Below are 22,971 nucleotides of genomic sequence, written 5' to 3' on the forward strand. Positions count from 1 at the left end.
GGCTACTCGCCGCGCCGGTAGTACAGGCGGATCTGGATCTGATCGCGGAACGTCTTGGGCATGCGCTGGGCGCCGCCCAACGCTTCCACGTGTGTGAACGAGATGTCGATCGGCAGCTTGGACTTTCCGCGCTCATACTCCGTGACCGTGGAGAAGGTGACGCCGAACCCGGCAGCGTGCATCGTCCCCGGGGCGCTCGTGACGCCATCGAACACCGCGACCGGCGTGGCCGCGTCGCCTGCCGCCCCCGCCAACAGGCTGCCGTAGTCGTTGGCCGCCACGTGGCGATAGTCGTACGTGCCGTACACACCGAACAGGTCGGTCACCTGCCACCGCGGTGCCACTTCGACGGCCAGCACCGCGCCGGGCTTGTACGGATAGGCGTCCGAGGTGGACGGGGGGAACGGCGCCCCGTACGCCAGCGGGAATGCGCCGGTCTTGGTCTGGCCGAGCGGCTGCGTGAACTCGGCGTTCACCGCGAGCCCGAGGCGCGGCCCGTGCTGCACGTAGGTGGCCAGCCGCGCCGCGACCGCCGACGTGCCGCGCCCGGTGGCGATGTCGAGCGGGTTGCTCGCGCTCGCCAGTTGGCCCGTGGGCAGGCGGTAGGTGCCGGTGATCGTGGCCCGCGCGTGCCATGTCCTGGCCCGCGCGGCCGCGCTCGAGTCCGCGAATCCGTCCAGCAGCATCACCGTGGAGCTCAATTCCAGATCGCCCATCCCGATGCGAATCACGCTGCTGAGCGAGTCGATGCCGGCCACGCCCGGCTGGTGCAGCAGGGATTGCAGGTCGCCGGAGCCCACCACGGCGCCGGCGGCGGCCGGCGTGGAGGTGATCAGCGGCCCCGCGCCGAGGAAGGCGCGGAACGAGGAATCGAGTTGCGTGAGGCGCGTGCGGATGGCCAGGTCCGCGGTGCTGCCCGTCACCGGCACCACCGCCGCGCCGCGCTGCTGCGTGCTGGCGCCGTACACCGCGCCGAAGGTGGACCCGAACTGCGTCGCGCTCTGGAGCAGCGTCGTCACGTCCTGCGAACGGGAGAGGATCACCCCGCAGTTCGGATTGGCGGCGGGATTGGCCTGGCAGCTCTGGAGGGTGGCCTCGAGACTGGTCGCGGCGGTGAGCAGCTGCGCCACGACGGCGCTGTCCCTGGCCAGGGCGCCGAGGTTCACCGCGGCCGGATTCAGCCCCACGTTGCCCTCGGTGCCCAACGGGTTCACGCGCAGCAGGAAATCCGTGCGCGTGCGGACCAGCGGCAGCATGACGCCGAGCGTGATGCGGTGCGTGAGGCCGTATTCCACCTGGATCGGCGTGACCACGATGCGCGCGTCGGCCACGCCCCGGGTCAGGCCCAGCGACAGCCGGAACGGGGCGCCGGTGAGCGACTGGATGGCATTCTGGGCACCGGTCAGCGCGGGCAGTTGGGCCACGCCAAGGGAATCGAAGCTGAACTCGGCGCCCAGCGGGATCGTGGGCTTGGCGCTGCCCGCGGGGGCGAACCGGGAGTCGAAGCGTGTCCACGCGGTGATGGCGCGGAACCGGAAGACGCCCTTGGGAACGACCGTCGCGTCGTCGAGGTGCCCGAGCCCGGCCTGGGCTCGGGCGGGGCTCGGGGCGGCGGCCAGGAGCACGAACAGGAAGCAGGCGGAAACGGCGCGCGTGCGATGCATGCGGTGAGGCGAGTCGCTGGGGTGAAGGCGCGAGCTTATTATCCTACCGGACAACCCATCAAAGCTAACCTCTACACCGTGCCCCTGTCTTCGCTCCCCATTCCGCGCGTGCCGTGGCAGATCACCGGCAACCATTGGCTCGCCTTGCCGTGCATCCATCCGGCCACCGGAGCCATCCATGCCGTGGGCGTCCTGCACCGCGGTGCTCGCGCGGCCGTCGAGTTCGCGGGGGACGCCGGCTTCGTGGACGGCGACGGCCCGCCGCTGCTCCGGCCGACGTTGGTGATCGATGGCGTGGCGCAGGACCTGTCGGCGGCGCCGATCGCGTGGGAACGCGCCCTGGGCTGGCTGCCCACGTTCACCTGCCAGGCGGGGCCGCTGCTCCTGCGCGGCACGGCGTTCGCGCCGTTCGGGCGCGACGCCGACGTGGCCGGCGCCGTGTACGCGGTGTCGCTGGAGAATCGCTCCGATCGCGCGTGCAGCGTGCGCATCGGACTCGATGGGGTGCTGGGTCACCGCCAGTTGCGCGTGCGCACGCCGCGTCCGTTCGCCGACGGGCATCGCGCCACGATCGCCGGGGACGTCGTACTGCTCGATGGCCGCGCCGAGCCCGGGCTCGTGGCGATGGCGGTGGGCGCCGACGGGGACGCCGCCCTGGAGGTGCAGGAGGGCGACCACCCCCGGTTCTCGCTCGTCCGCACCCTGGAGCTCGCGCCGGGGGGCCAGGAGCAGGTCGCGTTCTACCTCGCGGCCGGTCCGGAGCGCGACGGCGCCCAGGCCTCGGTGTCCGTCCTCAGGCGCCGCGGCTGGCGCGCCCTCCTGGCCGAGACGCGCGACGCCATCCAGTCGCTCGAACAGTCCACCGGCAGCGAGGCCACGGACCGCCTGATCAACCGGAACCTGCTGTTCGCGTACTTCTACGGCGTGGGCCGGGCCCTCGACGACGCGCACTACTATTTGATGCGAACGCGCGCCCCGTGGCACGGGGCAGGGGTGACGGTGCGCGACTGGGAGGCGCTCACCTGGACGATCCCCGCCGTCCAGCTCGCCGATCCCACCCTGGCCCGCGAGCTCATCCTCCGCATGTGCGAGCTGCACGGGTATGCGCCCGGCCGCGGCGTGCACTATCTGGACGGGACGCTGTTCGAACCCGGCTTCTCGCTCGAAGGGGCGGCGTCGTACCCGCTCGCCGTGGAGCGCTACATCCGCGACACGAATGACGAACGCATCGTCGACGAGCCGGTGCTCGCCGATACGCTCTATCTCGCGCACGACGAACTGGCGGGCCGGCGCGACCACGACCGGCCGCTGTATTCCACCGAAGTCGGGCCGTCGGGCGCGCCCATCGCCTACCCGTATCCGCTCCACGGCAACGCGGTGGTCGCGATGGCGCTCGACGTCCTCCGCCGTACGCTCGACGAAACGACGGCGCATGACGTGCAGGATCCCGCGGCCGTGCGCGCCGCGCTGCGCCGCCACTTTCTCAAGTCGAGCGAGGGCGCGCAGGTGTTCGCGTCGTCCATCGACATGGCCGGCGAGGCCTCTCTGCTCGACGATCCGGCGGGGTCGGCACTCTGGCTGCCGCTGTATGAATTCGTGGAGCGGCACGACTCCGACTACCGGCGCACCGCCAAGGCGATGGGCGTCCCGGCCGCCGAACTGGCGCAGCGCTGCGCGCGGCTGATCGGCCCCGACGCGCAGGCGGCACTGCGGTGGTTCCGCCGGGCGCCGCTCGACGGCGGGTTCGCCGCCGCCCTGGTGGACGACGACGGCCGGGCCACGGCGAACGGCGGTGACGCGTCGCTCTCGGGTCTCGTGGCGTGGAGCATCTGGTACGCCGTGCACGCCCTCGGCGAGCAGCCCTGATCTTCTTGTCGCCCGCCACGGGCGGCGGCTATATTGGGGGCACGCGGGAATAGCTCAGTTGGTAGAGCACAACCTTGCCAAGGTTGGGGTCGCGGGTTCGAGTCCCGTTTCCCGCTCTGTACCGGGATGATGTAGAATGGGGAGCGGCTTCGGCCGCTCCCTTTTCATTTCCCCCGCCGGGGTGGCGAAACTGGTAGACGCGAGGGACTTAAAATCCCTTGGGAGCAATCCCATCCGGGTTCGAGACCCGGCCCCGGCATTGATGGCACCGCGTGAGCCCACGCTCGGCAGGTAACCGCCGCGTCGCGACGTTGCCTGGTCCCTCCGCTCGAACCGCCGCCAAGAAATTGTGTACAACGGGTGGATCCGCAGCGTTCCCTTCCTATTTTTCGTCATGCCTTGGCTCCTTCGTCATCCCATCTCCCGCGCGCTGGCAGCGGCTGCGCTGCTCGCGACGTGCGTGCCGATGTCGCTCTCGGCCTCTCCTGTGCCCAAGCAGCCGCCCCACCCGCCCAAGCTCTGGCGGGGGAGCGCCCTCGCCAACGCCAGCATCTTCTTCGGCAATACGTCGCAGCAGGTGCTGGGCGCCGATGGCAAGCTGGCGCGCGTGGATTCGGCCCTGGCGGTGGCCGCCGAGCTCCAGACGCTCTACGGCGAGGCGTCGCTGGGCACCGGCCCGCGCACCGTCACCAAGCGCACATGGATGGGCACGCTCACCGCGAATGCGCAGCCGCTGGCGCCGGTGTCCACCTTCGTCACTACGACCTTCGAATCGAGCCTCGAGAAGCGCATCGCGGCCCGGTACAGCTTTGGCGCCGGCGCCAAGTGGAACGTGGTGCGCCGCCACGACACGGACGCCAGCCTGAGCCTCTCGCTGTCGGCGGAGCGGACCAAGGCCCAGGACAGCACGGTGCACCTACCCGACGAGCGGCTGGCCCGCTGGTCCTGGCTCGCCAAGCTGCACCACGCTTTCGACGACCGGGTGGATATCTCTCACTCCACGTCGTGGCAGCCGAGCGCGAGCGGGGCGGCGCAGTTCCTCGTGTCGTCCAATACGCAGCTCCGCTACAAGATGAACGGCACGGTCGGCCTGTCCATGAGCTTGACCGACAACTACGACAGCGGGGCCCTCACGCGCGGCGCCAGGTCATACAACGACGGGCAGATGCTGTTCGGCGTGACCGCGGGCTGGTAGACACGGCGGGGGCGGCGGCCGTCGAAGCGGTCGTCGTGTTTCCGGGACGCGATGGCATCTCCCGCCGCGCGCCCAACCTGATAACTTTGGCGCATGACAGACGTCGTCGCGCTCGCCGCCGAGTTGCTCGCCCTGCAATCCACCAGCGGCGCCGAATCCAGCGCCGTTGATTTCGTGTCCCGCTGGCTGGTCGCCGGCGGGTGGGACGTGGAATTGCAGGAGGTGGCGCCCGGCCGCGCCAACGTCTGGGCGCGCCGCGCGGGACACGGCGTCACGCTGTCCACGCACCTCGACACCGTGCCCCCGTACGTCTCGCCGCGCCTCGAAGGCAATCGCCTCTATGGACGCGGCGCCTGCGACGCCAAGGGGATCGCGGCGGCGATGATGGTGGCCGCCGAGCAGCTGGCCGCCGACGGCGAGCTCCGCGTGGATCTGCTGTTCGTCGTCGGCGAGGAGAAGAATTCCGACGGCGCGCGCGCCGCCAACCATCTGCCCGCCACCAGCCGGTTCCTGATCAACGGCGAACCCACCGAGAGCAAGCTCGCCAGCGGCGCCAAGGGGTCGCAGCGCGTGGTCATTCGCACGCGCGGTCGCGCCGCGCACTCGGCGTACGCCCACCTGGGCGAGTCGGCCATCGTGCCGATGCTGGCCCTGCTGCCCACGATCCACGAGATCCCGCTGCCGTCCGATCCCGTGCTCGGCGACACCACGCTCAATATCGGCACCATCCACGGCGGCACCGAAGCCAACATCGTGCCCGCCCTGTGCGAGAGCGAGGTGATGTTCCGGCTGGTGAACGATGTCGCGCCGCTACGCAAAGCGGTCGAGCGCTGGGCCAAGGGGCGGGCGGAACTCGACTGGGGTTCCCACATCCCGCCGCAGCGGTTCCATACGCTGCCCGGGTTCGACACCGCGCCCGTGGCGTACACCTCCGACATACCACTGCTCGATCGCTGGGGCACGCCGCTCCTGTTCGGTCCCGGTTCGATCACGGTGGCCCATACCCCCGATGAATACGTCGACGTCGCCGAGCTGCGCGGCGCCGTGGATACCTACGCGCGGATGGTGCGCGCCCTGCTCGAGACCTGAACCCACCCGCATGCCCCCCGCCGCCCCCTCGTCCAAGCGTTCCGTCGCCATCCTCGGTGCCACCGGCGCCGTGGGCCAGGCGTTCATCCGGCTGCTCGCCGATCACCCGTGGTTCGAGATCGGCGCCGTCGCGGCGTCCGAGCGCTCGGTGGGCAAGTCGTACGCCGACGCCGCCACCTGGGTGGGCGACGACGCGATCCCGCCCCACATCGCCACGCTGCCGGTGCTTGCGTGTGATCCCGCGGCGGTCAAGGCTGACCTCGTGTTCTCGGCGCTCGACGCCGCGGCCGCCGGCGACGTGGAGCCGGCGTTCGCTCGCGCCGGACGGTTCGTGCTCAGCAACGCCAAGAACTACCGCATGGAACCCGACGTCCCGCTGGTGATTCCTGAGGTCAACCCCGGACACCTCGACGTGCTCGCGGCGCAGCGCAAGAACCGCGGCTGGACGGGCGCCATCGTGACCAACGGCAACTGCTCGGCCATCCCCGCGGCGATGGTGCTGGCGCCGCTACACGAGGCGTTCGGCGTGCGGCGCGTGATCCTGATGACCATGCAGGCCGTGTCCGGGGCGGGCTATCCCGGCGTGCCCAGCCTCGACATCCTCGGCAACGTGATCCCGTTCATCCGCGACGAGGAGCCCAAGGTCGAAGTGGAAGTGAACAAGATGCTCGGGACCGTCCGCGGCGGCGTGATCGCCCCGGCGTCGTTCGGGCTCAGCGCGCACACCAACCGCGTGCCCGTGGAACACGGGCACACGGTGTGCCTGTCCGTGGAATTCGACCGCAAGCCCACCGCCGACGAGGTCACCGCCGTGCTGCGCGAGTGGCGCGGCGCCGACGCGGCGCGTGGCCTGCCCACGGCGCCGGAGCGTCCCCTCATCATGCGCGACGAACCCGACCGCCCGCAGCCGCGCCGCGACCGGATGGCCGGCAACGGCATGGCCCTCGTCGTGGGACGCGTGCGGCCCGATCCCGTCTTCCACATCAAGCTGGTGGCGATGGCGCACAACATCGTGCGCGGGGCCGCGGGGGCCTCGGTGCTCAACGCCGAACTGATGGTCGCGCGCGGCCTGCTGGATCGCCCGTGATCGTCCTCAAGTTCGGCGGCACCTCCGTGGCCGACGCCGCCGCCATCCGGCGCGCGGCCGCCATCGTCGAATCGCGACGCGGCCGGGCGCCGATCGTCGTCGTCTCGGCGCTGGCCGGCGCCACCAATCTGCTGCTCGAGATCGCCGAGCAATCGTCGCGCGGGCAACTCATCCTCGCGCTGCGCAGCGTCGAAGCGCTCCGCCAGCGCCACCTGGATGTGGCCGAGGCGCTCCTCGGGGCGGGGCGCGAAGCGGCCGACGTGATGGCCGAGATGAGCGCCATGTTCGACGAGCTGGCCAGCCTCGCCGGCGCCCTCTCGGTGCTGGGCGATCTCACGCCGCGCAGTCAGGACGCCATCGCGTCGATCGGCGAGCAGCTGTCGTCGCTGCTGTGCACCGCGGCCTTCCGCCACGCTGGGCTCGCCGCCACGCACGTCGACGCCCGCCAGGTGATGATCACCGACGATCACTTCACCAAGGCCGAGCCCGAACCCGACGCGATCGCCAACGCGGCGCTGCGCCACATCGCGCCCGTGGTGCACGCCGGCGAGATCCCGGTGCTCGGCGGCTTCATCGGCTCCAGCCGCAACGTCGGCGTGACGACCACGCTGGGACGTGGCGGCGGCGACTACAGCGCGTCGCTGTTCGGGGCCGCCCTCCACTCCGAGGCGATCGAGATCTGGACCGACGTCGACGGCATGCTCACCGCCGACCCACGCGTCGTGCGCCGCGCGCGGCTCATCGAGCGCGTGGGATTCGATGAAGCGTCGGAGCTGGCCTCGTTCGGCGCCAAGGTGCTGCACCCCAGCACGATCGCGCCCGCCGTGCGGCTCGGGATCCCCGTGTACGTGCTCAACTCGCGCAACCCGGCGTCCGCGGGCACGATGATCACGTTCGACGCGCCGCGCCGGCCCGTGACCGCGATCGCCGGCAAGAGCGGCGTGAGCCTGGTCAAGGTGCGTTCGCCCCGCATGCTGCTCACCGAGGGGTTCCTGCGCACCCTGTTCGACATCTTCGAACGGCACAAGACCTCGGTCGACGTCGTCGCCACCTCCGAGGTCTCGGTGTCGCTCACCGTGGACGACGCGTCGCACCTCGACGCGCTGATCGTCGACCTGCGATCGTTGGGCGACGTGGCCATCGAGCGCAACCGCGGCATCGTCGCCGTGGTCGGCGCCGGCCTGAGCGACGGCGGCGTCTCGATGTCGCGCGCCCTGCTGGCGCTGGGCGACGTGCGCGTCCACATGCTGTCGTTGAGCGCCACCGGCATCAACCTCACGATCGTCGTCGACGACGAGCAGGTGAATCCGGTGATCCAACGCCTGCACGCCGAGTTCTTCGAAGGAGGACACGCGTCATGACGCGCCTGGCGATCATCGGCATGGGCAAGATGGGACGCGCGGTGGAGCAGCTCGCGCCCGAGCACGGATTCGACGTCGTGGCCCGCATCGACCGCGTGGGCGGCGACGCGCACGAGGTGACCTCCGAGACGCTCAACGGCGCCGAAGTGGCGGTGGAATTCACCAGCCCCGAGGCGGCGCCCGGCAACATCCGCGTGGCCGCGGCGGCGCGCTGTCCGATCGTCGTCGGCACCACCGGGTGGGACGCGCAGCGCGCCGACGTCGAGCGGTTCGTGACCGAGGTGGGCGGCGCCCTCCTCGCGGCGCCCAACTTCTCGCTCGGCGTGGCCGCGTTCACGCTCACCGTCGAGGCGGCGGCCGCCGCCATGCGCCAGGCGCCGGGGTTCGACGCCCATCTCATCGAGACCCACCACGCGCAGAAGAAGGATGCGCCGTCCGGCACCGCGCTCGCCCTGGCGCGCGTGGCGGCCGCGCAACTCGGACGCGACGTGCCGATCACCAGCGTGCGCACCGGCTCCGTGCCCGGCATCCACGAACTCGTATTCGACGCGCCATTCGAGCAGATCCGGCTGGTCCACACGGCGCGCGATCGTCGCGTGTTCGCGGACGGCGCGCTCCGCGCCGCCCAATGGCTGGTGGGCCGGCGCGGCATCTTCACGCTCCGCGACGTGCTCACTTCCCCGGGGGATTCGCGCTCATGACCGCAGGCAAACTCACCGGGTGCGGCACCGCGCTCGTCACCCCGTTCACGGCATCCGGCGCGGTGGACGAGGATGCCCTCCGCCAGTTGGTGGAGTGGCAGATCGCCGAGGGCATCCACTTCCTCGTCCCCTGCGGATCCACGGGCGAGGCGGCCACGATGACCGTGGCCGAGCACCGGCGCGTGGTCGAGATCGTGGTGCAGGAGGCCAACGGGCGCGTCCCGGTCGTTGCCGGCGCCGCGTCCAACGATACCGTCAAGGCCATCGCGCTATCCCGGGAGATGGAGGCGGTGGGGGCCACGCACCTGCTGCACGCCTCGCCGATGTACAACAAGCCGCCGCAGCGCGGCATCATCGCCCACTTCGAGGCGATCGCGCGCGCGACCAACTTGCCGATCGTCGTCTACAACGTGCCGGGGCGCACGGGCAGCAACATCGAGGCCAGGACCACCCTCGCCCTGTCCCGGGTGCCGCACATCGCCGCCGTGAAGGAGGCGTCGGGCAACCTCGCCCAGGTCACCGACATCCTCGCCGGCCGCGCCCGGTCGTTCAGCGTGCTCTCGGGCGACGACGAGTTGACGCTGGCGATGATGGTCGCCGGCGCCGACGGCATCATCTCCGTGATCTCCAACGCCACGCCCCGCCTCATGGCGCAGCTCTGCGAACGCGCGCTGGCCGGCGATTTCGCCGCGGCGCGCGAGCTGCACTTCACGCTGCTGCCGTGGATGCGCGCCGCGTTCGTCGAGTCCAATCCCCTCGCGGCCAAGGCCGGCCTCGCGATGATGGGTCGCATTCAGAACGTGCTGCGGCTGCCGCTCGTGCCGCTCGATCCCAAGCACGACGCGACCGTGCGCGCCGCGCTCCAGCATGCCGGGGCGCTCGCGTGACGGCCACGCTCGCCGAACGCATCGACGCCCTGGCCGCCACGCCGCGCGATCTGCCGCTCGCGGCCGGCGCCGACGCCGTGGTGCGCGAGCTGCTCGACGCGCTCGAGATCGGCGCCGTGCGCGCCGCCGCGCGCGACGCCGGCGGCCGCTGGCAGGCCGTGCCGTGGGTCAAGCGCGGCATCCTGCTCGGCTTCCGGGCCGGGAAGATGGCCGACATGTCCATCCCGTCGGGTCCGGGTGCGCGATTCAGCTTCGTGGACAAGGACACCTTTCCGGCCCGCGCCTTCGACGTCGCCGACGGCGTACGCCTGGTGCCGGGCGGGTCCACCGTGCGCCGCGGCAGCTACCTCGCGCCCGGCGTCGTGTGCATGCCCCCGATGTTCGTCAACGTCGGCGCCTGGGTGGGCAGCGGCACGATGATCGACTCCCACGCGCTGGTCGGCTCGTGCGCGCAGATCGGCGAGCGCGTGCACCTGAGCGCGGCGGCCCAGATCGGCGGTGTCCTCGAGCCCGTGAACGCCAGCCCCGTGGTGATCGAGGACGACGTGCTCGTGGGAGGCAACTGCGGCGTGTACGAAGGCACGGTCGTGCGCGCGCGCGCCGTGCTCGCCGCCGGCGTCGTTCTCACGCGCGGGACGCCGGTGTTCGATCTCGTGCACGAGCGCGTGTACCGCGCCGCGCCCGATGCGCCGCTCGAGATCCCCGCCGGCGCCGTCGTCGTGCCGGGCGCCCGCGCGGTGAGCGGCGGATGGGGTGCCGGCCAGGGGTTGTCGCTCCAGGCGCCGGTGATCGTGAAGTACCGCGACGACAGGACCGACCTCGCCACGGCGCTCGAAGCGTGGCTGCGATGACCGGCCGGGCGTGCCCATGAAGGTCGGCGGCCGCGTGCGCGTACCGGGCGACAAGTCCATCTCCCATCGCGCGCTCATCCTCGCGGCGTTGGGATCCGGGCAGTCGCTGGTACGCGGCATCCTCGATTCCCACGACGTCCGGTCCACCGCCTCGGTGCTCCGCGCCATGGGCGTGGACGTGCCGGCGCTCGCCCCGACGATGGCCGTGAACGGCGTGGGCCTGGCCGGGCTGCGCGCCGCAGCGCGCGATCTCGACTGCGGCAACAGCGGCACCACCACCCGCCTCCTCGCGGGCGTGGCCGCGGCGCGGCCGTTCACCTCGCGCTTCGTCGGCGACGAGAGCCTGAGCCGCCGGCCCATGCGCCGCATCATCCGCCCGCTCGAAGCCATGGGCGCGCGCGTCCACTGCGAACGCGGCGACGGACTGCCCATGGTGGTGTACGGCGCGGCCCTGCGGCCCGTGGACTGGCGCAGCGAGGTGGCCAGCGCCCAGGTGAAGAGCGCCATTCTGCTGGCCGGACTCGTGAGCGGCGTCCGCGTGTCGGTCACCGAGCCGTTCCCGTCGCGCGACCACACCGAGCGCATGCTCTCGGCGCGCGGCGTGAACGTCCGCACCCGCGACGGTACGGTGACGCTCGAGCCCGTATCGGCGCTGCCGGCGGCGGAGGTGGACGTGCCGGCCGACCCATCGTCCGCCGCCTTCTTCGCAGGCCTCGCCGCCGTCGCCGACGCCGGCGACCTCGTGCTCGACGACGTCTGCGTGAATCCCACGCGCACCGGGTTCCTGCAGGTGCTGCGCCGGATGGGGGCGCGCGTCGAGATCCTCGAGGAGGTCTCCCGCGGCGGCGAATCGGTGGCCACGCTGCGCGTCTCCGGGGGCGTCCTGCACGGCACCGACGTCGGTGGCGACGAGGTGCCGAGCATGATCGATGAGCTGCCGCTCGTCGCCTGCCTGGGCGCGCGTGCCGACGGCGTGACGCGCATCACCGGCGCCAGCGAACTGCGCGTGAAGGAGAGCGACCGCATCCGCACCGTGGTCGAGAACCTGCGTGCCCTGGGCGTGCAGGCGGAGGAGCTGCCCGACGGGCTCGTCGTGCACGGCACGCGGGCGCCGCTGCGCGGGTCGGTGACCACGCACGGCGACCATCGCATCGCGATGGCGTTCGGCGTGCTCGGCGTCACCGAGGGGGCGGCGGTGCAGATCGACGACCCGTCGTGCGTCGACGTGTCGTTTCCCGGGTTCTGGGACCTGCTGCGCCAGGTCGCGTCGGCGTGAGCGCGGCCCGCGTGGTGATCGCGATCGACGGGCCCGCGGCGTCCGGCAAATCGTCCACGGCGCAGTGGGTGGCCGAACGCCTGGGCGTGCGCCACGTGGACTCGGGCGCGCTCTATCGGGCGCTCACCGCGGCGGCGCTGCGCGCGGCCGGCGACCCCGACGCGTGGACCGAGGCCGATGTGCTCCGCCATGCGGGGCGCGTGGCGTTGGCGCCCACGGACCGGTCGTTCGACGCGGTGATCGACGGCGCGCCGGTGGGCGAGGAGATCCGGACCCCGGAGGTCACCCGGCACGTCTCGCTCGTGGCCGGCATGCCGGGCGTGCGGGCCTGGGTGAACGACCGCGTGCGCGCCGCCGCCCGCGACCACGACGTGGTGGTGGATGGCCGGGACATCGGGACGGCCGTGTTCCCCGACGCGCCGCTCAAGGTGTTCCTGGTGGCCGATCCCTGGGAGCGAGCCCGCCGGCGGCTGCTCCAGCGGCTGCAGCGGATGCCGGCCGAGGCCGAGATCGCCGAGGAGACCGACCGCCTGGTGCAGCGCGACGCGCGGGATGCGACGCAATCGGTACCGGCGCGCGACGCGGTGGTGGTGGACACCACGTACCTCACACAGGAAGAGCAGGTGGAGCGAATCGTGGCGCTGGCCCGCGCCGTAACCCACCGCGACGACGTCACTTCCGGCGGTTGACGTCACGTACTATCCAAACTAGCTTTATAGGTTCTACCCGCCTGGGTGTCTTCCGGGGTCTCCGGAAGCCGCGCCGTCGGGCCGTTCACCACCCTGCACCTCGCCGCGGCGAGTGATCAATCCGCGGAGCGTTGAGGAGACTTCTTGACCCTTATGACTGAGCTCGAAACCACTACAACCGGCACGGCGACAACCTTGCGCGAGAAGCGTGATGCGCAGAAGGCGCAGTTGCGTCCGCTTGCCAACCGGCGCCCTGAGCTGTACGAGGAAGACGAGTATACGTCCGCCGACTACGAGCGGATGATGGATATGTACAACGGCACCCTGGCCTCGATCGAGGAAGGGGAGATCGTGAAGAGCAAGGTGCTCGAGATCCGCGACAACCTCGTGGTCCTCGACATCGGCTTCAAGTCCGAAGGCAGCGTGCCCCTCGAGGAGTTCAAGGACTATCCCGACCTCAAGCCCGGCGACGAGGTCGAGGTCCTCCTCGAGCACCTCGAGGACCAGGAAGGCTCGGTCGTCCTCTCCAAGAAGAAGGCCGACTTCATGCGGGTGTGGGAACGCATCCGCGTCGCCTACGAGACCGATCAGCCGGTGGAAGGCACGCTCATCAAGAAGATCAAGGGCGGCGTGGTCGTCGACCTCATGGGCGTGGACGCGTTCCTGCCGGGATCGCAGATCGCGCTCCGTCGCGTGCCCAACATCGACGAGCTGCTCGGCCAGAAGTTCGAGTTCAAGATCATCAAGCTCAACAAGCGCCGCCGCAACATCGTGGTCTCGCGCCGCGTGATCCTGGAAACCGAGCGCGCCGGCAAGCGCGAGAAGCTCATGAAGGAGCTGCAGAAGGACCAGGTGCGGAAGGGCGTGGTCAAGAACATCACCGACTTCGGGGCCTTCATCGACCTCGGCGGCGTGGACGGCCTGCTCCACATCACCGACATGTCGTGGGGCCGCATCTCGCATCCGTCGGAGATGGTGCAGATCGGGCAGGAGCTCGAGGTCAAGGTGCTCGACATCGACTGGACGCGCGAGCGCATCTCGCTCGGCCTCAAGCAGCTCCAGAGCTACCCGTGGAAGGATGTCGCCGAGAAGTATCCGGTGGGCACCCGCGTCACGGGCAAGGTGGTCAGCATCACCAACTACGGCGCCTTCATCGAACTCGAGCCGGGCATCGAAGGCCTGGTGCACATCAGCGAGATGAGCTGGACGCGCAACGTCCGCCATCCGTCCAAGCTCGTGTCCATCGGCGAGACGATCGAGGCGGTGGTCCTCAAGGTCGATCCGAACGAGGAGAAGATCTCGCTCGGCATGAAGCAGACCGAGCAGGATCCGTGGATGGTGCTGCCGCTGCGCTACCCCGTGGGCACGCGCATCAACGGCAAGGTCCGCAACCTCACCAGCTTCGGCGCGTTCGTCGAGATCGAGCCGGGCATCGACGGCCTGATCCACATCTCCGACATGAGTTGGACCAAGCGCGTCCAGCATCCGTCGGAAGTGGTCAAGAAGGGCGACGCGGTCGACGTCGTGATTCTCAACATCGACAGCGAGAACAAGCGGATCTCGCTCGGCCTCAAGCAGGCCGAAGAGGATCCGTGGCTCCGCATCGGCGAGACCTACCCCGTGGGCACGCAGCTGCGGGGCACGGTCGTGCGGCTGATGGACAAGGGCGTGGTCGTCGACATCGGCAACGATATCGAAGGCTTCGTCCCGATCTCCCAGCTGTCGCCCACCGAGGCGCAGGTGAACAGTCCCGCCGACATCGTCTACGAGACGATGAATCTCGACATGCGCGTGCTCGAGGTGGATCCGATCCACCGCCGCATCGTGCTCGGCGTGACCGACATCCCGGCGGAGCAGCCGCCGCGTCCGGAAACCCCGTCCAAGGTGCACACCGAGGGCGAGGAAGAGGTGGTGGTGCCGGCCGAGATCGTCGATATCGAGGACGAGGAGGCGGCGCCGGTGGCCGAGCAGGAGCCGGCAGCCGAAGGCTGACCCTCCGTCGCTGCATCGCATGGCAACCCCGGTCGGGACGTTCCCGACCGGGGTTGTCGTTTTTGGGCCGGCCGGCACGGGTGCGCCGCCGCTACCCTCCCGCGGCCGCATGGTTGTCCAGTCTGGAAGCTGGTGGGCCGGGAGGCTAGCTTCTGCCCTCTATGACGATGCGCGACAAACTCGACCTCCTGGCCAAACGCCGGGCCGAATCGGAGCAGGGCGGCGGCGCCAAGCGCCTCGCGGCCCAGCACGAGAAGGGCAAGCTCTCCGCCCGCGAGCGGCTCGACCTCCTCCTCGACGACGGCTCGTTCGTGGAGTTCGATCGGTTCGTCACCCACCGGTCCACCGACTTCGGGCTCGACCAGCAGGTGGTGTACGGCGACGGCGTGGTCACCGGCTACGGGCGCATCGACGGCCGTCTCGTGTACGTCTTCTCGCAGGACTTCACCGTGTTCGGCGGGTCGCTGTCCGAGACCCACGCCGAGAAGATCTGCAAGATCATGGACCTCGCCGTGCGCAACGGCGCGCCGGTGATCGGGCTCAACGATTCGGGGGGCGCCCGCATCCAGGAGGGCGTCGTCTCGCTCGGCGGCTACGCCGACATCTTCCTGCGCAACACGCTCGCCTCGGGCGTCGTGCCGCAGATCTCGGCGATCCTCGGCCCCTGCGCCGGCGGCGCCGTGTACTCGCCGGCGATCACCGACTTCACGTACATGGTGCGCGGCACGTCGTACATGTTCGTCACCGGCCCCAACGTGGTGAAGACGGTGACGCACGAAGACGTGACCATGGAGCAGCTGGGCGGCGCCGATACGCACGCCGGCACGTCGGGCGTGGCCCACTTCGCGTTCGATTCCGAGCCCGCCTGCCTGCAGGCGATCCGCGACCTGTTCCGGTTCGTCCCGTCCAACAATCTCGAATCGCCGCCCCGCGGTCCGGCCACCGACCCGCGCGACCGCCGCGACGAGGCGCTGCTCGACATCGTGCCCGACAACGCCAACAAGCCGTACGACATGCACGACGTGCTGCGGCGCGTGGTCGATGACGGCGAATTCTACGAGGTGCAGCGCGACTTCGCGGCCAACATCATCTGCGGCTTCGCGCACATGGGCGGCTTCAGCGTCGGCATCGTGGCCAATCAGCCGGCCGTCCTCGCCGGCGTGCTCGACATCAACGCCTCGGTCAAGGCGGCGCGGTTCATCCGCTTCTGCGACGCCTTCAACATCCCGATCGTGACGTTCGAGGACGTGCCGGGATTCCTCCCCGGCCTGGCGCAGGAGCACGGCGGCATCATCAAGCACGGGGCCAAGCTGCTGTTCGCGTACTGCGAGGCCACCGTGCCCAAACTCACCGTCATCACGCGCAAGGCGTACGGTGGGGCGTACGACGTCATGAGCTCCAAGCACATTCGCGGCGACTTCAATGTGGCATGGCCCACCGCCGAGATCGCCGTCATGGGGCCCAAAGGCGCCGTCGAGATCCTGTTCCGCAAGGAGATCGGCGAGAGTGCCGATCCCGCGGCGGCGATGGACGCCAAGGTGTCCGAGTACGGCGACAAGTTCGCCAACCCATACGTGGCCGCCTCGCGCGGCTACGTGGACGACATCATCGATCCGCGCGACACCCGCGGTCGCCTGATCGACGCGCTCGAGACCCTGCAGACCAAGCGCGATCGGAATCCGCCCAAGAAGCACGGAAACATCCCGCTGTGACGCGCCCCGCCGTGGGTGCCGCGGCCGTGGCGCGCTGCATCCTCCCGCGCCCCCGCTGATGTTCTCCAAAGTCCTGATCGCCAACCGCGGCGAGATCGCCGTCCGCATCGTTCGCGCGTGCCGTGAGCTGGGGGTGCGCTCCGTGGCCGTGTACAGCGATCCCGACGCCCGGGCCCCGCACGTGCGCGAGGCCGACGAGGCCGTCCACATCGGCGGCGCCGCGGCGTCGGAGAGTTACCTCGTGGGCGAGCGCATCATCGCGGCCGCCCATCGCACCGGCGCCCAGGCCATCCACCCGGGCTACGGCTTCCTGTCCGAACGCGAGTGGTTCGCGCGGGCGGTACGCGACGCGGGCCTCGTCTTCATCGGGCCGTCCCCCGAAGCCATCGCCGCCGTGGGCAGCAAGACCGCGGCCCGCCAGCTCGCCATCGCCGCCAACGTCCCGATCGTGCCCGGCACCACCGAGCCGCTGGCCGATGAGCGCGAGGCGCGGGCGATCGCCGACCGGTTCGGCTATCCGGTGCTGCTCAAGGCGGCGGCGGGCGGGGGCGGCAAGGGGATGCGCGTCGTGCACGCCCCGGCCGACATGGGCGCCGCGCTCGAGGCGGCGCGCCGGGAGGCGAAGAATGCGTTCGGTGACGAGAGCGTGTACGTCGAGAAGTACATCGTGGGCCCGCGGCACGTGGAGATTCAGGTGCTCGGCGACAGCCACGGCCGCATGGTCTCGCTCGGCGAGCGCGAATGCTCCGTCCAGCGCCGCCACCAGAAGATGATCGAGGAGGCGCCGAGCGTGGCCGTCACGCCCGCACTGCGGCGCGCGATGGGCGACACCGCGGTCCGCATGGCCCGGGCCGCGGGCTACGTGAATGCGGGAACCTGCGAGTTCCTCCTCGACCGCGACGGGTCGTTCTACTTCCTGGAGATGAACACGCGGCTCCAGGTGGAGCACCCGGTCACCGAATACGTCACCGGGATCGATCTCGTGCAGTGGCAGCTGCGCGTGGCCGCCGGCGAGGCGCTCCCCGCGGCGTTCGACGACCTCAGCCCGCGCGGCTGGGCCATCGAGTGCCGCATCACGAGCGAGGATCCGGCCAACGGATTCCTTCCCTCCACCGGCCGCATCTCCTACCTCCGTGTGCCCACGGGGCCGGGCGTGCGCTGGGACGGCGGCATCGAGGTGGGGAGCGAGATCGGCCTGTTCTACGACCCGATGCTCGCCAAGCTCATCGTGTGGGCCGCCGATCGCGAGTCGGCCGTGGCCCGCATGCACCGCGCCCTGCTCGAACTCGCCGTGGACGGCGTCGAGACGTCGCGCGACTTCCATCTGCGCGTGATGGAGGACGACGAATTCCGCCGCGGCGCGATCGAGATCCAGTGGCTCGAACGCCGCCTCGCGTCGCTCACCGGCGCCGCGGCGCCGGCCGCAGGCATGCGGGTGGCCGCCATCGCGGCCGCGCTTCTGGCCGAGCGCGAGCGGGTGGCGCGGCGGCCCAACCGGAGCGTCGCGTCGTCCTCGCCAGGCGCCGAGCCGGCGTGGACGCGCGCTGCGCGTCTCGACGGGATCGACCGATGAGCGAGATCGTGGAGTTCGACGTCCACGCGATCGCCGCCGGCGGCGATGGCGTGGGGCGCACGGACGACGGCCTCGTCGTGTTCGCCGCGCGCACCGCGCCCGGCGACCACGTGCGTGCCACCGTCGAGCGCGGCAAGCGGTTCGCCCATGCCGGACGGGTGGCCGTCCTGCGACCCTCCGGCGATCGCGTCACGCCCGTATGCCCGCACTACGAGGGCGACGGATGCGGGGGCTGTCAGTTGCAGCACCTCTCCGACGACGCGCAGCGGCGCGCCAAGGCGGGCATCATCCGGGATGCGTTCGAGCGCATCGCCAAGCGCCGCGTGGACCTCCCGCCCGTGGTGCACGGGCAGTCGGCGTGGCGCTACCGCACCAAGCTCACGCTCGCCTTGCGCCGCGCGGCCGGCGTCTGGACGGTGGGCCTGCACCGGTACGACCGCGCCGACGAGGTGTTCCCGCTCGACGACTGCTTCATCACCGACCGCCGGGTGCTCGACGTGTGGCGCGCGGTGCGCGAGCGGATGGATCTGCTCCCCGATGCCGATGCCCTGCGCGCGTCGGTGCGCCTGCTCGGCGATGGGGCGGCGCTGGTCGTGGAGGGCGGTCACGCCTGGACGCGGGCGCGGGAACTCCTCGACGCGGTGAGCGCGCTCGCCGCAATCTGGTGGATTCCCGACAGCGCCCGCGGCCGCCGGCGGCTCGTGGCCGAGCGCGGCGCGGGACAGGAGCACGGGGCGTCGTTCGCGCAGGTCAACGCCGAGGTGGCGGAACTGATGCGGTCGCATGTGCTGTCGCTGGTGCGGGCCCATGCGCCCCAGCGCGTCATCGACGCGTACGCGGGCGCCGGCGACACGGCGGAGCCGATCGCGAGAGCGGGCGCGGCGGTGGTCGCCATCGAGTGGGACCGCAGTGCCAGCCGCGTCTGTGCGGCCCGCCTGCCGTCGGGGTCGCGGGCCGTGGCCGACACCGTGGAGCGGGCGCTGCCCGGCGCGCTGCCGGCCGATCTCGTGCTGCTCAATCCGCCGCGGGCCGGGCTGTCGGCGCAGGTCACCCGCGCGCTCGAGGCGTCGTCGCCCAGGCCGGCCGCGCTCATCTATGTGAGTTGCGATCCGGCCACGCTGGCCCGCGACGTGGCCCGCCTGCCGTCGTATCGCGTGGCGTCGTTGATCGGCTTCGACATGTTTCCGCAAACCGCGCACATCGAGACGGTGTGCGCCCTGCAGCTGGAGACGCCGTGAAGTACTTCGTGACGGTGAATGGCGAGGACCACGAGGTGCTGCTCGACGGCGACGGGGTCCACGTGGACGGCGCCGATGTCGCGGCGCACGTGGCCGACGTCGAAGGCACGCCGCTCCGTCTGATCACGATCGGCGACGCGGTGCATCGCGTGCTGGTGCGGCCCGGGGCCCGGCGCGGACAGTACACGCTGTCGCTCGATGGCCACCGGTACGAGGTGAACGCCCTGGACGAGCGCGCCCGCACGATCCGCGAGTTGTCCGGCGCGGCGGCGGCCGCCGCCGGGCCGGCGCCGCTCGTGGCGCCGATGCCCGGCCTGATCGTGCGCGTGAGCGTGCGGGCCGGCGATCAGGTGCAGGCCGGGCAGGGTCTGGTGGTGATGGAGGCGATGAAGATGGAGAATGAACTCCGCGCCACCGCCACCGGTACCGTGAAGGCGGTGCTCGTCAGCCCCGGCATGGCCGTCGAGAAGGGAGCGGTGCTGCTGGAAATGGAATAGCCAACGGGCTCGCGCCCTGGAGGATGACCATGAAGCGGACGATCGTGGCGGCCCTGGTGGCGGTCCTCGCGGCGGGAGCGGCGTCGGCGCAGAGCGCGCCGCCCGGCACCGACATCTATCTCGTGCGACTGCGTGGGCCCGCCGGGGGCGAGGTCGCCGATCCGCCGGTGAACCTCACGCATCGCCCCGGATACGATAACCAGCCCGCGTTCACGCCCGACGGCGCCGCGCTGCTGTTCACGTCCATCCATGACGACGGCCAGGCCGATATCTATCGGCTGGACCTCGCCACGCGCGCCATCACGCAGCTCACCCACACGCGGGAAAGCGAATACTCCCCCACGCCGCTGCCCACGGGAACCGGATTCTCGGTGGTGCGCGTGGAGAGCGACTCGGCGCAGCGGCTGTGGGCGTTCGCCGCCAATGGAAGCGCGCCGGTGCTGTTGCTGCCCGAGATCGCCCCGGTGGGCTATCACGTGTGGCTCGACGACCACACGCTCGCCCTGTTCGTGCTCGGCCATCCCGATGCCCTCGAGATCGCCGACACCCAGACCGGCGACGCGCGCCCGATCGCCCACGACATCGGCCGCTCGTTGCAGCGGGTGCCGGGCGGCACCCGGTTCTCGTTCCTGCTGCGCGCCGATTCGGCGTGGGATCTCGAGACCGCCGATCCCGCGGTGCCCGACGGCGCGTTACGGCGCGTGGCCCGCATGCCGGCCGGGGCCGGCTACGTGGTGTGGGAGTCGCCCACGTCGGTGCTGACCGCCGCCGGCACGATTCTCTATCGGATGGACGTCTCGCGCGGCGCGGCGGCCAAGTGGACTCCGATCGCCGACTTCGGGGAGGAAGGGCTCCGGGACATGTCGCGCCTGGCCCTCAGTCCCGACGGCGCGTGGCTCGCGTTCGTGGCCGAGCCCACCGCGCCCTAGGCGAGATCACCCGTCGGCCGGCCGCTCTCCGGTCGTCGCCGGCGGCGCGGCCTCGGCCGTCTCGACGGCGGACGCCGCCGCGGCGCCACGGTGTTCCGCGTGGTGCTTGATCTGCTTGCCCTCGGCCAGGAACACGGCGTCCTCACCGATATTCGTGGCCAGGTCCGCCACCCGTTCCAGGTTCCGGCTCACCAGCAGCAACTCGAGTGACGCGTTGATCGTGTGCGGATCGGCCATCATGTGGGTGAGCAGGATCCGGAACATCGAGTCGTGCAGCGAATCCACGGCGTCGTCGGCCTGGCACACGGCGCGGCCGAGCGCGCCGTCGGCGCGCACGAACGCGGTCAGCGCGTCACCCAGCATCCGGCGGGCCCGGCGCGCCATGTCGGCGATCTCCGGGTCGGGCGTGATGCGCGTGCGCATCGCCGCCAGGCGGAGCGTGCTCTGCGCGATGTTGACCGCATGATCGCCCACGCGCTCGAGGTCGCTCGACACCTTGATCGTGCTGATCAGGAACCGCAGGTCGCGGGCCATGGGCTGCTGCAACGCGAGCAGGGCCACGGCGCGGTCCTCGATGTCGAGCTCCATGGCGTCGAGTTCGCGGTCGCCCGCCAGCACGGCTTCGGCGGCGTTCGGATCGCGCGACAGCAGCCCGTCCACCGCGAGGTCGATGAGCGACGTGGCGCGATCCGACATGTCCAGCAGCCGCTGCGTGAGCTCGGCGAGCTGTTCGTGAAAGTGGCGATACTTGCCCGACGTATCGACTGGGCTCATCCGAACCTCCCGGTGATGTACGCCTCGGTGCGTTCGTCCGAGGGCGCCGTAAAGATGGTCTGCGTGGGCGCGGCTTCGATCAACTGGCCCAGGAAGAAGAAGGCCGTGTGATCGGAGGCGCGCGCCGCCTGCTGCAGGTTGTGCGTGACGATCACCACGGTGAGCGAGCCGCGCAGTTCGAATAGTAGCTCTTCGATCTTTTGCGTCGAGAGGGGATCGAGGGCGCTCGCCGGTTCGTCGAGCAGCAGGACTTCGGGATCGTTGGCCAGCGCCCGGGCGATGCACAACCGCTGCTGTTGGCCGCCCGACAGGCCCAGGGCGCTCTGGCGCAGGCGATCCTTCACCTCATCCCACAGCGCGGCCCGCTTCAGCGACGTCTCGACGATCTCGTCGAGCCGCGCGCTGCCGCGGACGCCGTTCACGCGCGGGCCGTACGCCACGTTCGCGTAGATCGAACGGGGAAACGGGTTCCAGCGCTGGAACACCATGCCCACGCGCCGCCGCAACGACACGACGTCCAGGAAGCGGTCGTGGATCTCCGTGCCGTCGAGCAGGATCTTCCCTTCGTGCCGCGTGCCGGGAATGATGTCCTGCAGCCGGTTCAACGACCGCAGGAAGGTGGACTTGCCGCATCCCGACGGACCGATCAGCGCCGTGATCGCCTGCGGCGGGATGGTCAGCGTGATGTTCTTGAGCGCCTGGTTCTGGCCGTACCAGAACGAGAAGTCCTCGGCCCGGAGTTCCCCGCTCATCCGAACCGCCCGGTCACGTAGGCCTCGGTGCGCGGATCGGACGGCGTCGTGAACAGCTTGTGCGTGGGCGCCACCTCCACGAGTTCTCCATCGAGCATGAACGCGGTGCGATCGGAGACCCGCGCCGCCTGCTGCATGTTGTGGGTGACGATGACGACCGTGAATCGCTGGCGCAGGTCGTAGACCAGCTCCTCCACCTTCTGCGTGCTCAGCGGATCGAGCGACGCCGTGGGCTCGTCGAGCAGGAGCACGCGGGGCGAGTTGGCCAGCGCGCGGGCGATGCACAACCGTTGCTGCTGGCCGCCCGACAGCGCCACGGCGCTGGTGTGGAGGCGGTCCTTCACCTCGTCCCAGAGCGCCGTGTTCCGCAGCGCGGTCTCGACGATGCGGTCCACCTCCGCCCGGTTCGGACGCTGGCCGCGCTTCAGCACGCGGAGCCCCGCCGCGACGTTGTCCCGGATCGACAGCGTGGGGAAGGGGGTCGGACGCTGGAACACCATCCCGATGTGGCGCCGGACTTCGATCGGATTCACCTCGGGGGCGTACAGGTCCTGGCCCGCGAAGACGATCCGGCCCGTGGCGCGCGCCAGCGGCACCGTCTCATGCATGCGATTGAGGCAGCGCAGGAGCGTGGATTTGCCGCATCCGGATGGGCCGATGATCGCCGTCACCTCGCGCTCGCGGAAGGCCAGCGACACGTTGCGCACCACGTGCGCCGCGCCGAAGTACGCGTTGAGCCCCGTGATGTCGAGCAGCACCTGGCCCGGTTCCCCCGCGGCGTGCGAGGCCGGCACCGGCGTCATCGGCCGGGCGGGCACGGCGGTCGTCGGCGGCATCG

20 protein-coding genes and 2 tRNA genes are annotated in these 22,971 nt (G+C 70.8%); 18 read left to right on the forward strand and 4 right to left on the reverse strand.

Annotation, left to right across the window (positions count from 1 at the left end; translation table 11 throughout):
• Positions 1 to 2 precede the first annotated feature (2 nt).
• The gene (locus tag VNE60_00805) at positions 3 to 1,664 is read right to left on the reverse strand and encodes a hypothetical protein (GenBank protein HVB30046.1); all 1,662 of its coding nucleotides are present in this window, start codon (positions 1,662 to 1,664) and stop codon (positions 3 to 5) included.
• A gap of 78 nt (positions 1,665 to 1,742) precedes the next feature.
• Between VNE60_00805 and VNE60_00810 the strand changes: the two genes are divergently transcribed.
• The 18 genes from VNE60_00810 (at position 1,743) to VNE60_00895 (ending at position 20,607) form a co-directional block, all read left to right on the forward strand.
• Positions 1,743 to 3,530, forward strand: coding sequence for a hypothetical protein (locus VNE60_00810; protein HVB30047.1), 1,788 nt, complete (start codon positions 1,743 to 1,745; stop codon positions 3,528 to 3,530).
• Positions 3,531 to 3,573: 43 nt separating this feature from the next.
• A tRNA-Gly gene (locus VNE60_00815) sits at positions 3,574 to 3,646 on the forward strand.
• Between the two features lie 59 nt (positions 3,647 to 3,705).
• Positions 3,706 to 3,789: transfer RNA gene (locus VNE60_00820), tRNA-Leu, on the forward strand.
• A 135-nt stretch (positions 3,790 to 3,924) separates the two neighbouring features.
• Positions 3,925 to 4,725, forward strand: coding sequence for a DUF481 domain-containing protein (locus VNE60_00825; protein HVB30048.1), 801 nt, complete (start codon positions 3,925 to 3,927; stop codon positions 4,723 to 4,725).
• 93 nt (positions 4,726 to 4,818) lie between these two features.
• Positions 4,819 to 5,814, forward strand: coding sequence for a M20/M25/M40 family metallo-hydrolase (locus VNE60_00830; protein ID HVB30049.1), 996 nt, complete (start codon positions 4,819 to 4,821; stop codon positions 5,812 to 5,814).
• Positions 5,815 to 5,824: 10 nt separating this feature from the next.
• Positions 5,825 to 6,901 carry an aspartate-semialdehyde dehydrogenase gene (gene asd / locus VNE60_00835; protein ID HVB30050.1) on the forward strand — a complete coding sequence of 359 codons (1,077 nt, stop codon included), beginning with the start codon at positions 5,825 to 5,827 and terminating at the stop codon, positions 6,899 to 6,901.
• The gene (gene lysC / locus VNE60_00840; GenBank protein ID HVB30051.1) at positions 6,898 to 8,262 is read left to right on the forward strand and encodes a lysine-sensitive aspartokinase 3; all 1,365 of its coding nucleotides are present in this window, start codon (positions 6,898 to 6,900) and stop codon (positions 8,260 to 8,262) included. The genes asd and lysC overlap by 4 nt, the downstream gene beginning before the upstream one ends.
• Positions 8,259 to 8,963 (forward strand): dihydrodipicolinate reductase C-terminal domain-containing protein, encoded by a 705-nt coding sequence (locus VNE60_00845; GenBank protein HVB30052.1) that lies wholly within the window; start codon positions 8,259 to 8,261, stop codon positions 8,961 to 8,963. The genes lysC and VNE60_00845 overlap by 4 nt, the downstream gene beginning before the upstream one ends.
• On the forward strand, positions 8,960 to 9,850 hold the full coding sequence (gene dapA, locus VNE60_00850) for a 4-hydroxy-tetrahydrodipicolinate synthase (protein ID HVB30053.1): 891 nt from the start codon (positions 8,960 to 8,962) through the stop codon (positions 9,848 to 9,850). The genes VNE60_00845 and dapA overlap by 4 nt, the downstream gene beginning before the upstream one ends.
• A complete protein-coding gene (locus VNE60_00855) occupies positions 9,847 to 10,701 on the forward strand; it encodes a 2,3,4,5-tetrahydropyridine-2,6-dicarboxylate N-succinyltransferase (protein HVB30054.1) in 855 nt (284 codons plus the stop codon). Before dapA ends, VNE60_00855 begins: the two co-directional genes overlap by 4 nt.
• Positions 10,702 to 10,717: 16 nt before the next feature.
• Positions 10,718 to 11,977 carry a 3-phosphoshikimate 1-carboxyvinyltransferase gene (gene aroA / locus VNE60_00860; GenBank protein ID HVB30055.1) on the forward strand — a complete coding sequence of 420 codons (1,260 nt, stop codon included), beginning with the start codon at positions 10,718 to 10,720 and terminating at the stop codon, positions 11,975 to 11,977.
• The gene (gene cmk / locus VNE60_00865; protein HVB30056.1) at positions 11,974 to 12,666 is read left to right on the forward strand and encodes a (d)CMP kinase; all 693 of its coding nucleotides are present in this window, start codon (positions 11,974 to 11,976) and stop codon (positions 12,664 to 12,666) included. Before aroA ends, cmk begins: the two co-directional genes overlap by 4 nt.
• 195 nt (positions 12,667 to 12,861) lie before the next feature.
• Positions 12,862 to 14,658, forward strand: a complete 1,797-nt coding sequence (locus tag VNE60_00870; GenBank protein HVB30057.1) for a 30S ribosomal protein S1 — start codon at positions 12,862 to 12,864, stop codon at positions 14,656 to 14,658.
• A gap of 167 nt (positions 14,659 to 14,825) precedes the next feature.
• On the forward strand, positions 14,826 to 16,370 hold the full coding sequence (locus VNE60_00875) for an acyl-CoA carboxylase subunit beta (GenBank protein ID HVB30058.1): 1,545 nt from the start codon (positions 14,826 to 14,828) through the stop codon (positions 16,368 to 16,370).
• A gap of 58 nt (positions 16,371 to 16,428) precedes the next feature.
• Complete coding sequence (locus VNE60_00880) at positions 16,429 to 17,943, forward strand: acetyl-CoA carboxylase biotin carboxylase subunit (GenBank protein ID HVB30059.1); 1,515 nt, start codon at positions 16,429 to 16,431, stop codon at positions 17,941 to 17,943.
• Positions 17,940 to 19,181, forward strand: coding sequence for a hypothetical protein (locus VNE60_00885; protein ID HVB30060.1), 1,242 nt, complete (start codon positions 17,940 to 17,942; stop codon positions 19,179 to 19,181). Before VNE60_00880 ends, VNE60_00885 begins: the two co-directional genes overlap by 4 nt.
• Complete coding sequence (locus tag VNE60_00890) at positions 19,178 to 19,678, forward strand: biotin/lipoyl-containing protein (protein HVB30061.1); 501 nt, start codon at positions 19,178 to 19,180, stop codon at positions 19,676 to 19,678. Before VNE60_00885 ends, VNE60_00890 begins: the two co-directional genes overlap by 4 nt.
• Before the next feature lie 29 nt (positions 19,679 to 19,707).
• Positions 19,708 to 20,607, forward strand: coding sequence for a hypothetical protein (locus VNE60_00895; protein ID HVB30062.1), 900 nt, complete (start codon positions 19,708 to 19,710; stop codon positions 20,605 to 20,607).
• Positions 20,608 to 20,613: 6 nt separating this feature from the next.
• Here VNE60_00895 and phoU read toward each other — a convergent pair whose 3' ends face one another.
• The 3 genes from phoU to pstB (VNE60_00910) are packed head-to-tail and all read right to left on the reverse strand — an operon-like array spanning position 20,614 to position 22,969.
• A complete protein-coding gene (gene phoU, locus VNE60_00900; GenBank protein HVB30063.1) occupies positions 20,614 to 21,381 on the reverse strand; it encodes a phosphate signaling complex protein PhoU in 768 nt (255 codons plus the stop codon).
• Complete coding sequence (gene pstB, locus VNE60_00905; protein HVB30064.1) at positions 21,378 to 22,133, reverse strand: phosphate ABC transporter ATP-binding protein PstB; 756 nt, start codon at positions 22,131 to 22,133, stop codon at positions 21,378 to 21,380. Before pstB (VNE60_00905) ends, phoU begins: the two co-directional genes overlap by 4 nt.
• The gene (pstB, locus tag VNE60_00910; GenBank protein ID HVB30065.1) at positions 22,130 to 22,969 is read right to left on the reverse strand and encodes a phosphate ABC transporter ATP-binding protein PstB; all 840 of its coding nucleotides are present in this window, start codon (positions 22,967 to 22,969) and stop codon (positions 22,130 to 22,132) included. Before pstB (VNE60_00910) ends, pstB (VNE60_00905) begins: the two co-directional genes overlap by 4 nt.
• Positions 22,970 to 22,971 lie beyond the last annotated feature (2 nt).

Source organism: Gemmatimonadaceae bacterium, assembly GCA_035533755.1.
In the GTDB taxonomy this organism is placed as follows: domain Bacteria; phylum Gemmatimonadota; class Gemmatimonadetes; order Gemmatimonadales; family Gemmatimonadaceae; genus JAGWRI01.

What these genes read in the sequence shown, in the direction of transcription:
- VNE60_00805 (HVB30046.1), bottom strand. Translation starts at nt 1,664, where the DNA reads ATGCATCGCACGCGCGCCGTTTCCGCCTGCTTCCTGTTCGTGCTCCTG.
- VNE60_00825 (HVB30048.1), top strand. Translation starts at nt 3,925, where the DNA reads ATGCCTTGGCTCCTTCGTCATCCCATCTCCCGCGCGCTGGCAGCGGCT.
- VNE60_00830 (HVB30049.1), top strand. Translation starts at nt 4,819, where the DNA reads ATGACAGACGTCGTCGCGCTCGCCGCCGAGTTGCTCGCCCTGCAATCC.
- asd (HVB30050.1), top strand. Translation starts at nt 5,825, where the DNA reads ATGCCCCCCGCCGCCCCCTCGTCCAAGCGTTCCGTCGCCATCCTCGGT.
- VNE60_00845 (HVB30052.1), top strand. Translation starts at nt 8,259, where the DNA reads ATGACGCGCCTGGCGATCATCGGCATGGGCAAGATGGGACGCGCGGTG.
- dapA (HVB30053.1), top strand. Translation starts at nt 8,960, where the DNA reads ATGACCGCAGGCAAACTCACCGGGTGCGGCACCGCGCTCGTCACCCCG.
- aroA (HVB30055.1), top strand. Translation starts at nt 10,718, where the DNA reads ATGAAGGTCGGCGGCCGCGTGCGCGTACCGGGCGACAAGTCCATCTCC.
- VNE60_00875 (HVB30058.1), top strand. Translation starts at nt 14,826, where the DNA reads ATGCGCGACAAACTCGACCTCCTGGCCAAACGCCGGGCCGAATCGGAG.
- VNE60_00880 (HVB30059.1), top strand. Translation starts at nt 16,429, where the DNA reads ATGTTCTCCAAAGTCCTGATCGCCAACCGCGGCGAGATCGCCGTCCGC.
- VNE60_00885 (HVB30060.1), top strand. Translation starts at nt 17,940, where the DNA reads ATGAGCGAGATCGTGGAGTTCGACGTCCACGCGATCGCCGCCGGCGGC.
- VNE60_00895 (HVB30062.1), top strand. Translation starts at nt 19,708, where the DNA reads ATGAAGCGGACGATCGTGGCGGCCCTGGTGGCGGTCCTCGCGGCGGGA.
- phoU (HVB30063.1), bottom strand. Translation starts at nt 21,381, where the DNA reads ATGAGCCCAGTCGATACGTCGGGCAAGTATCGCCACTTTCACGAACAG.
- pstB (HVB30064.1), bottom strand. Translation starts at nt 22,133, where the DNA reads ATGAGCGGGGAACTCCGGGCCGAGGACTTCTCGTTCTGGTACGGCCAG.
- pstB (HVB30065.1), bottom strand. Translation starts at nt 22,969, where the DNA reads ATGCCGCCGACGACCGCCGTGCCCGCCCGGCCGATGACGCCGGTGCCG.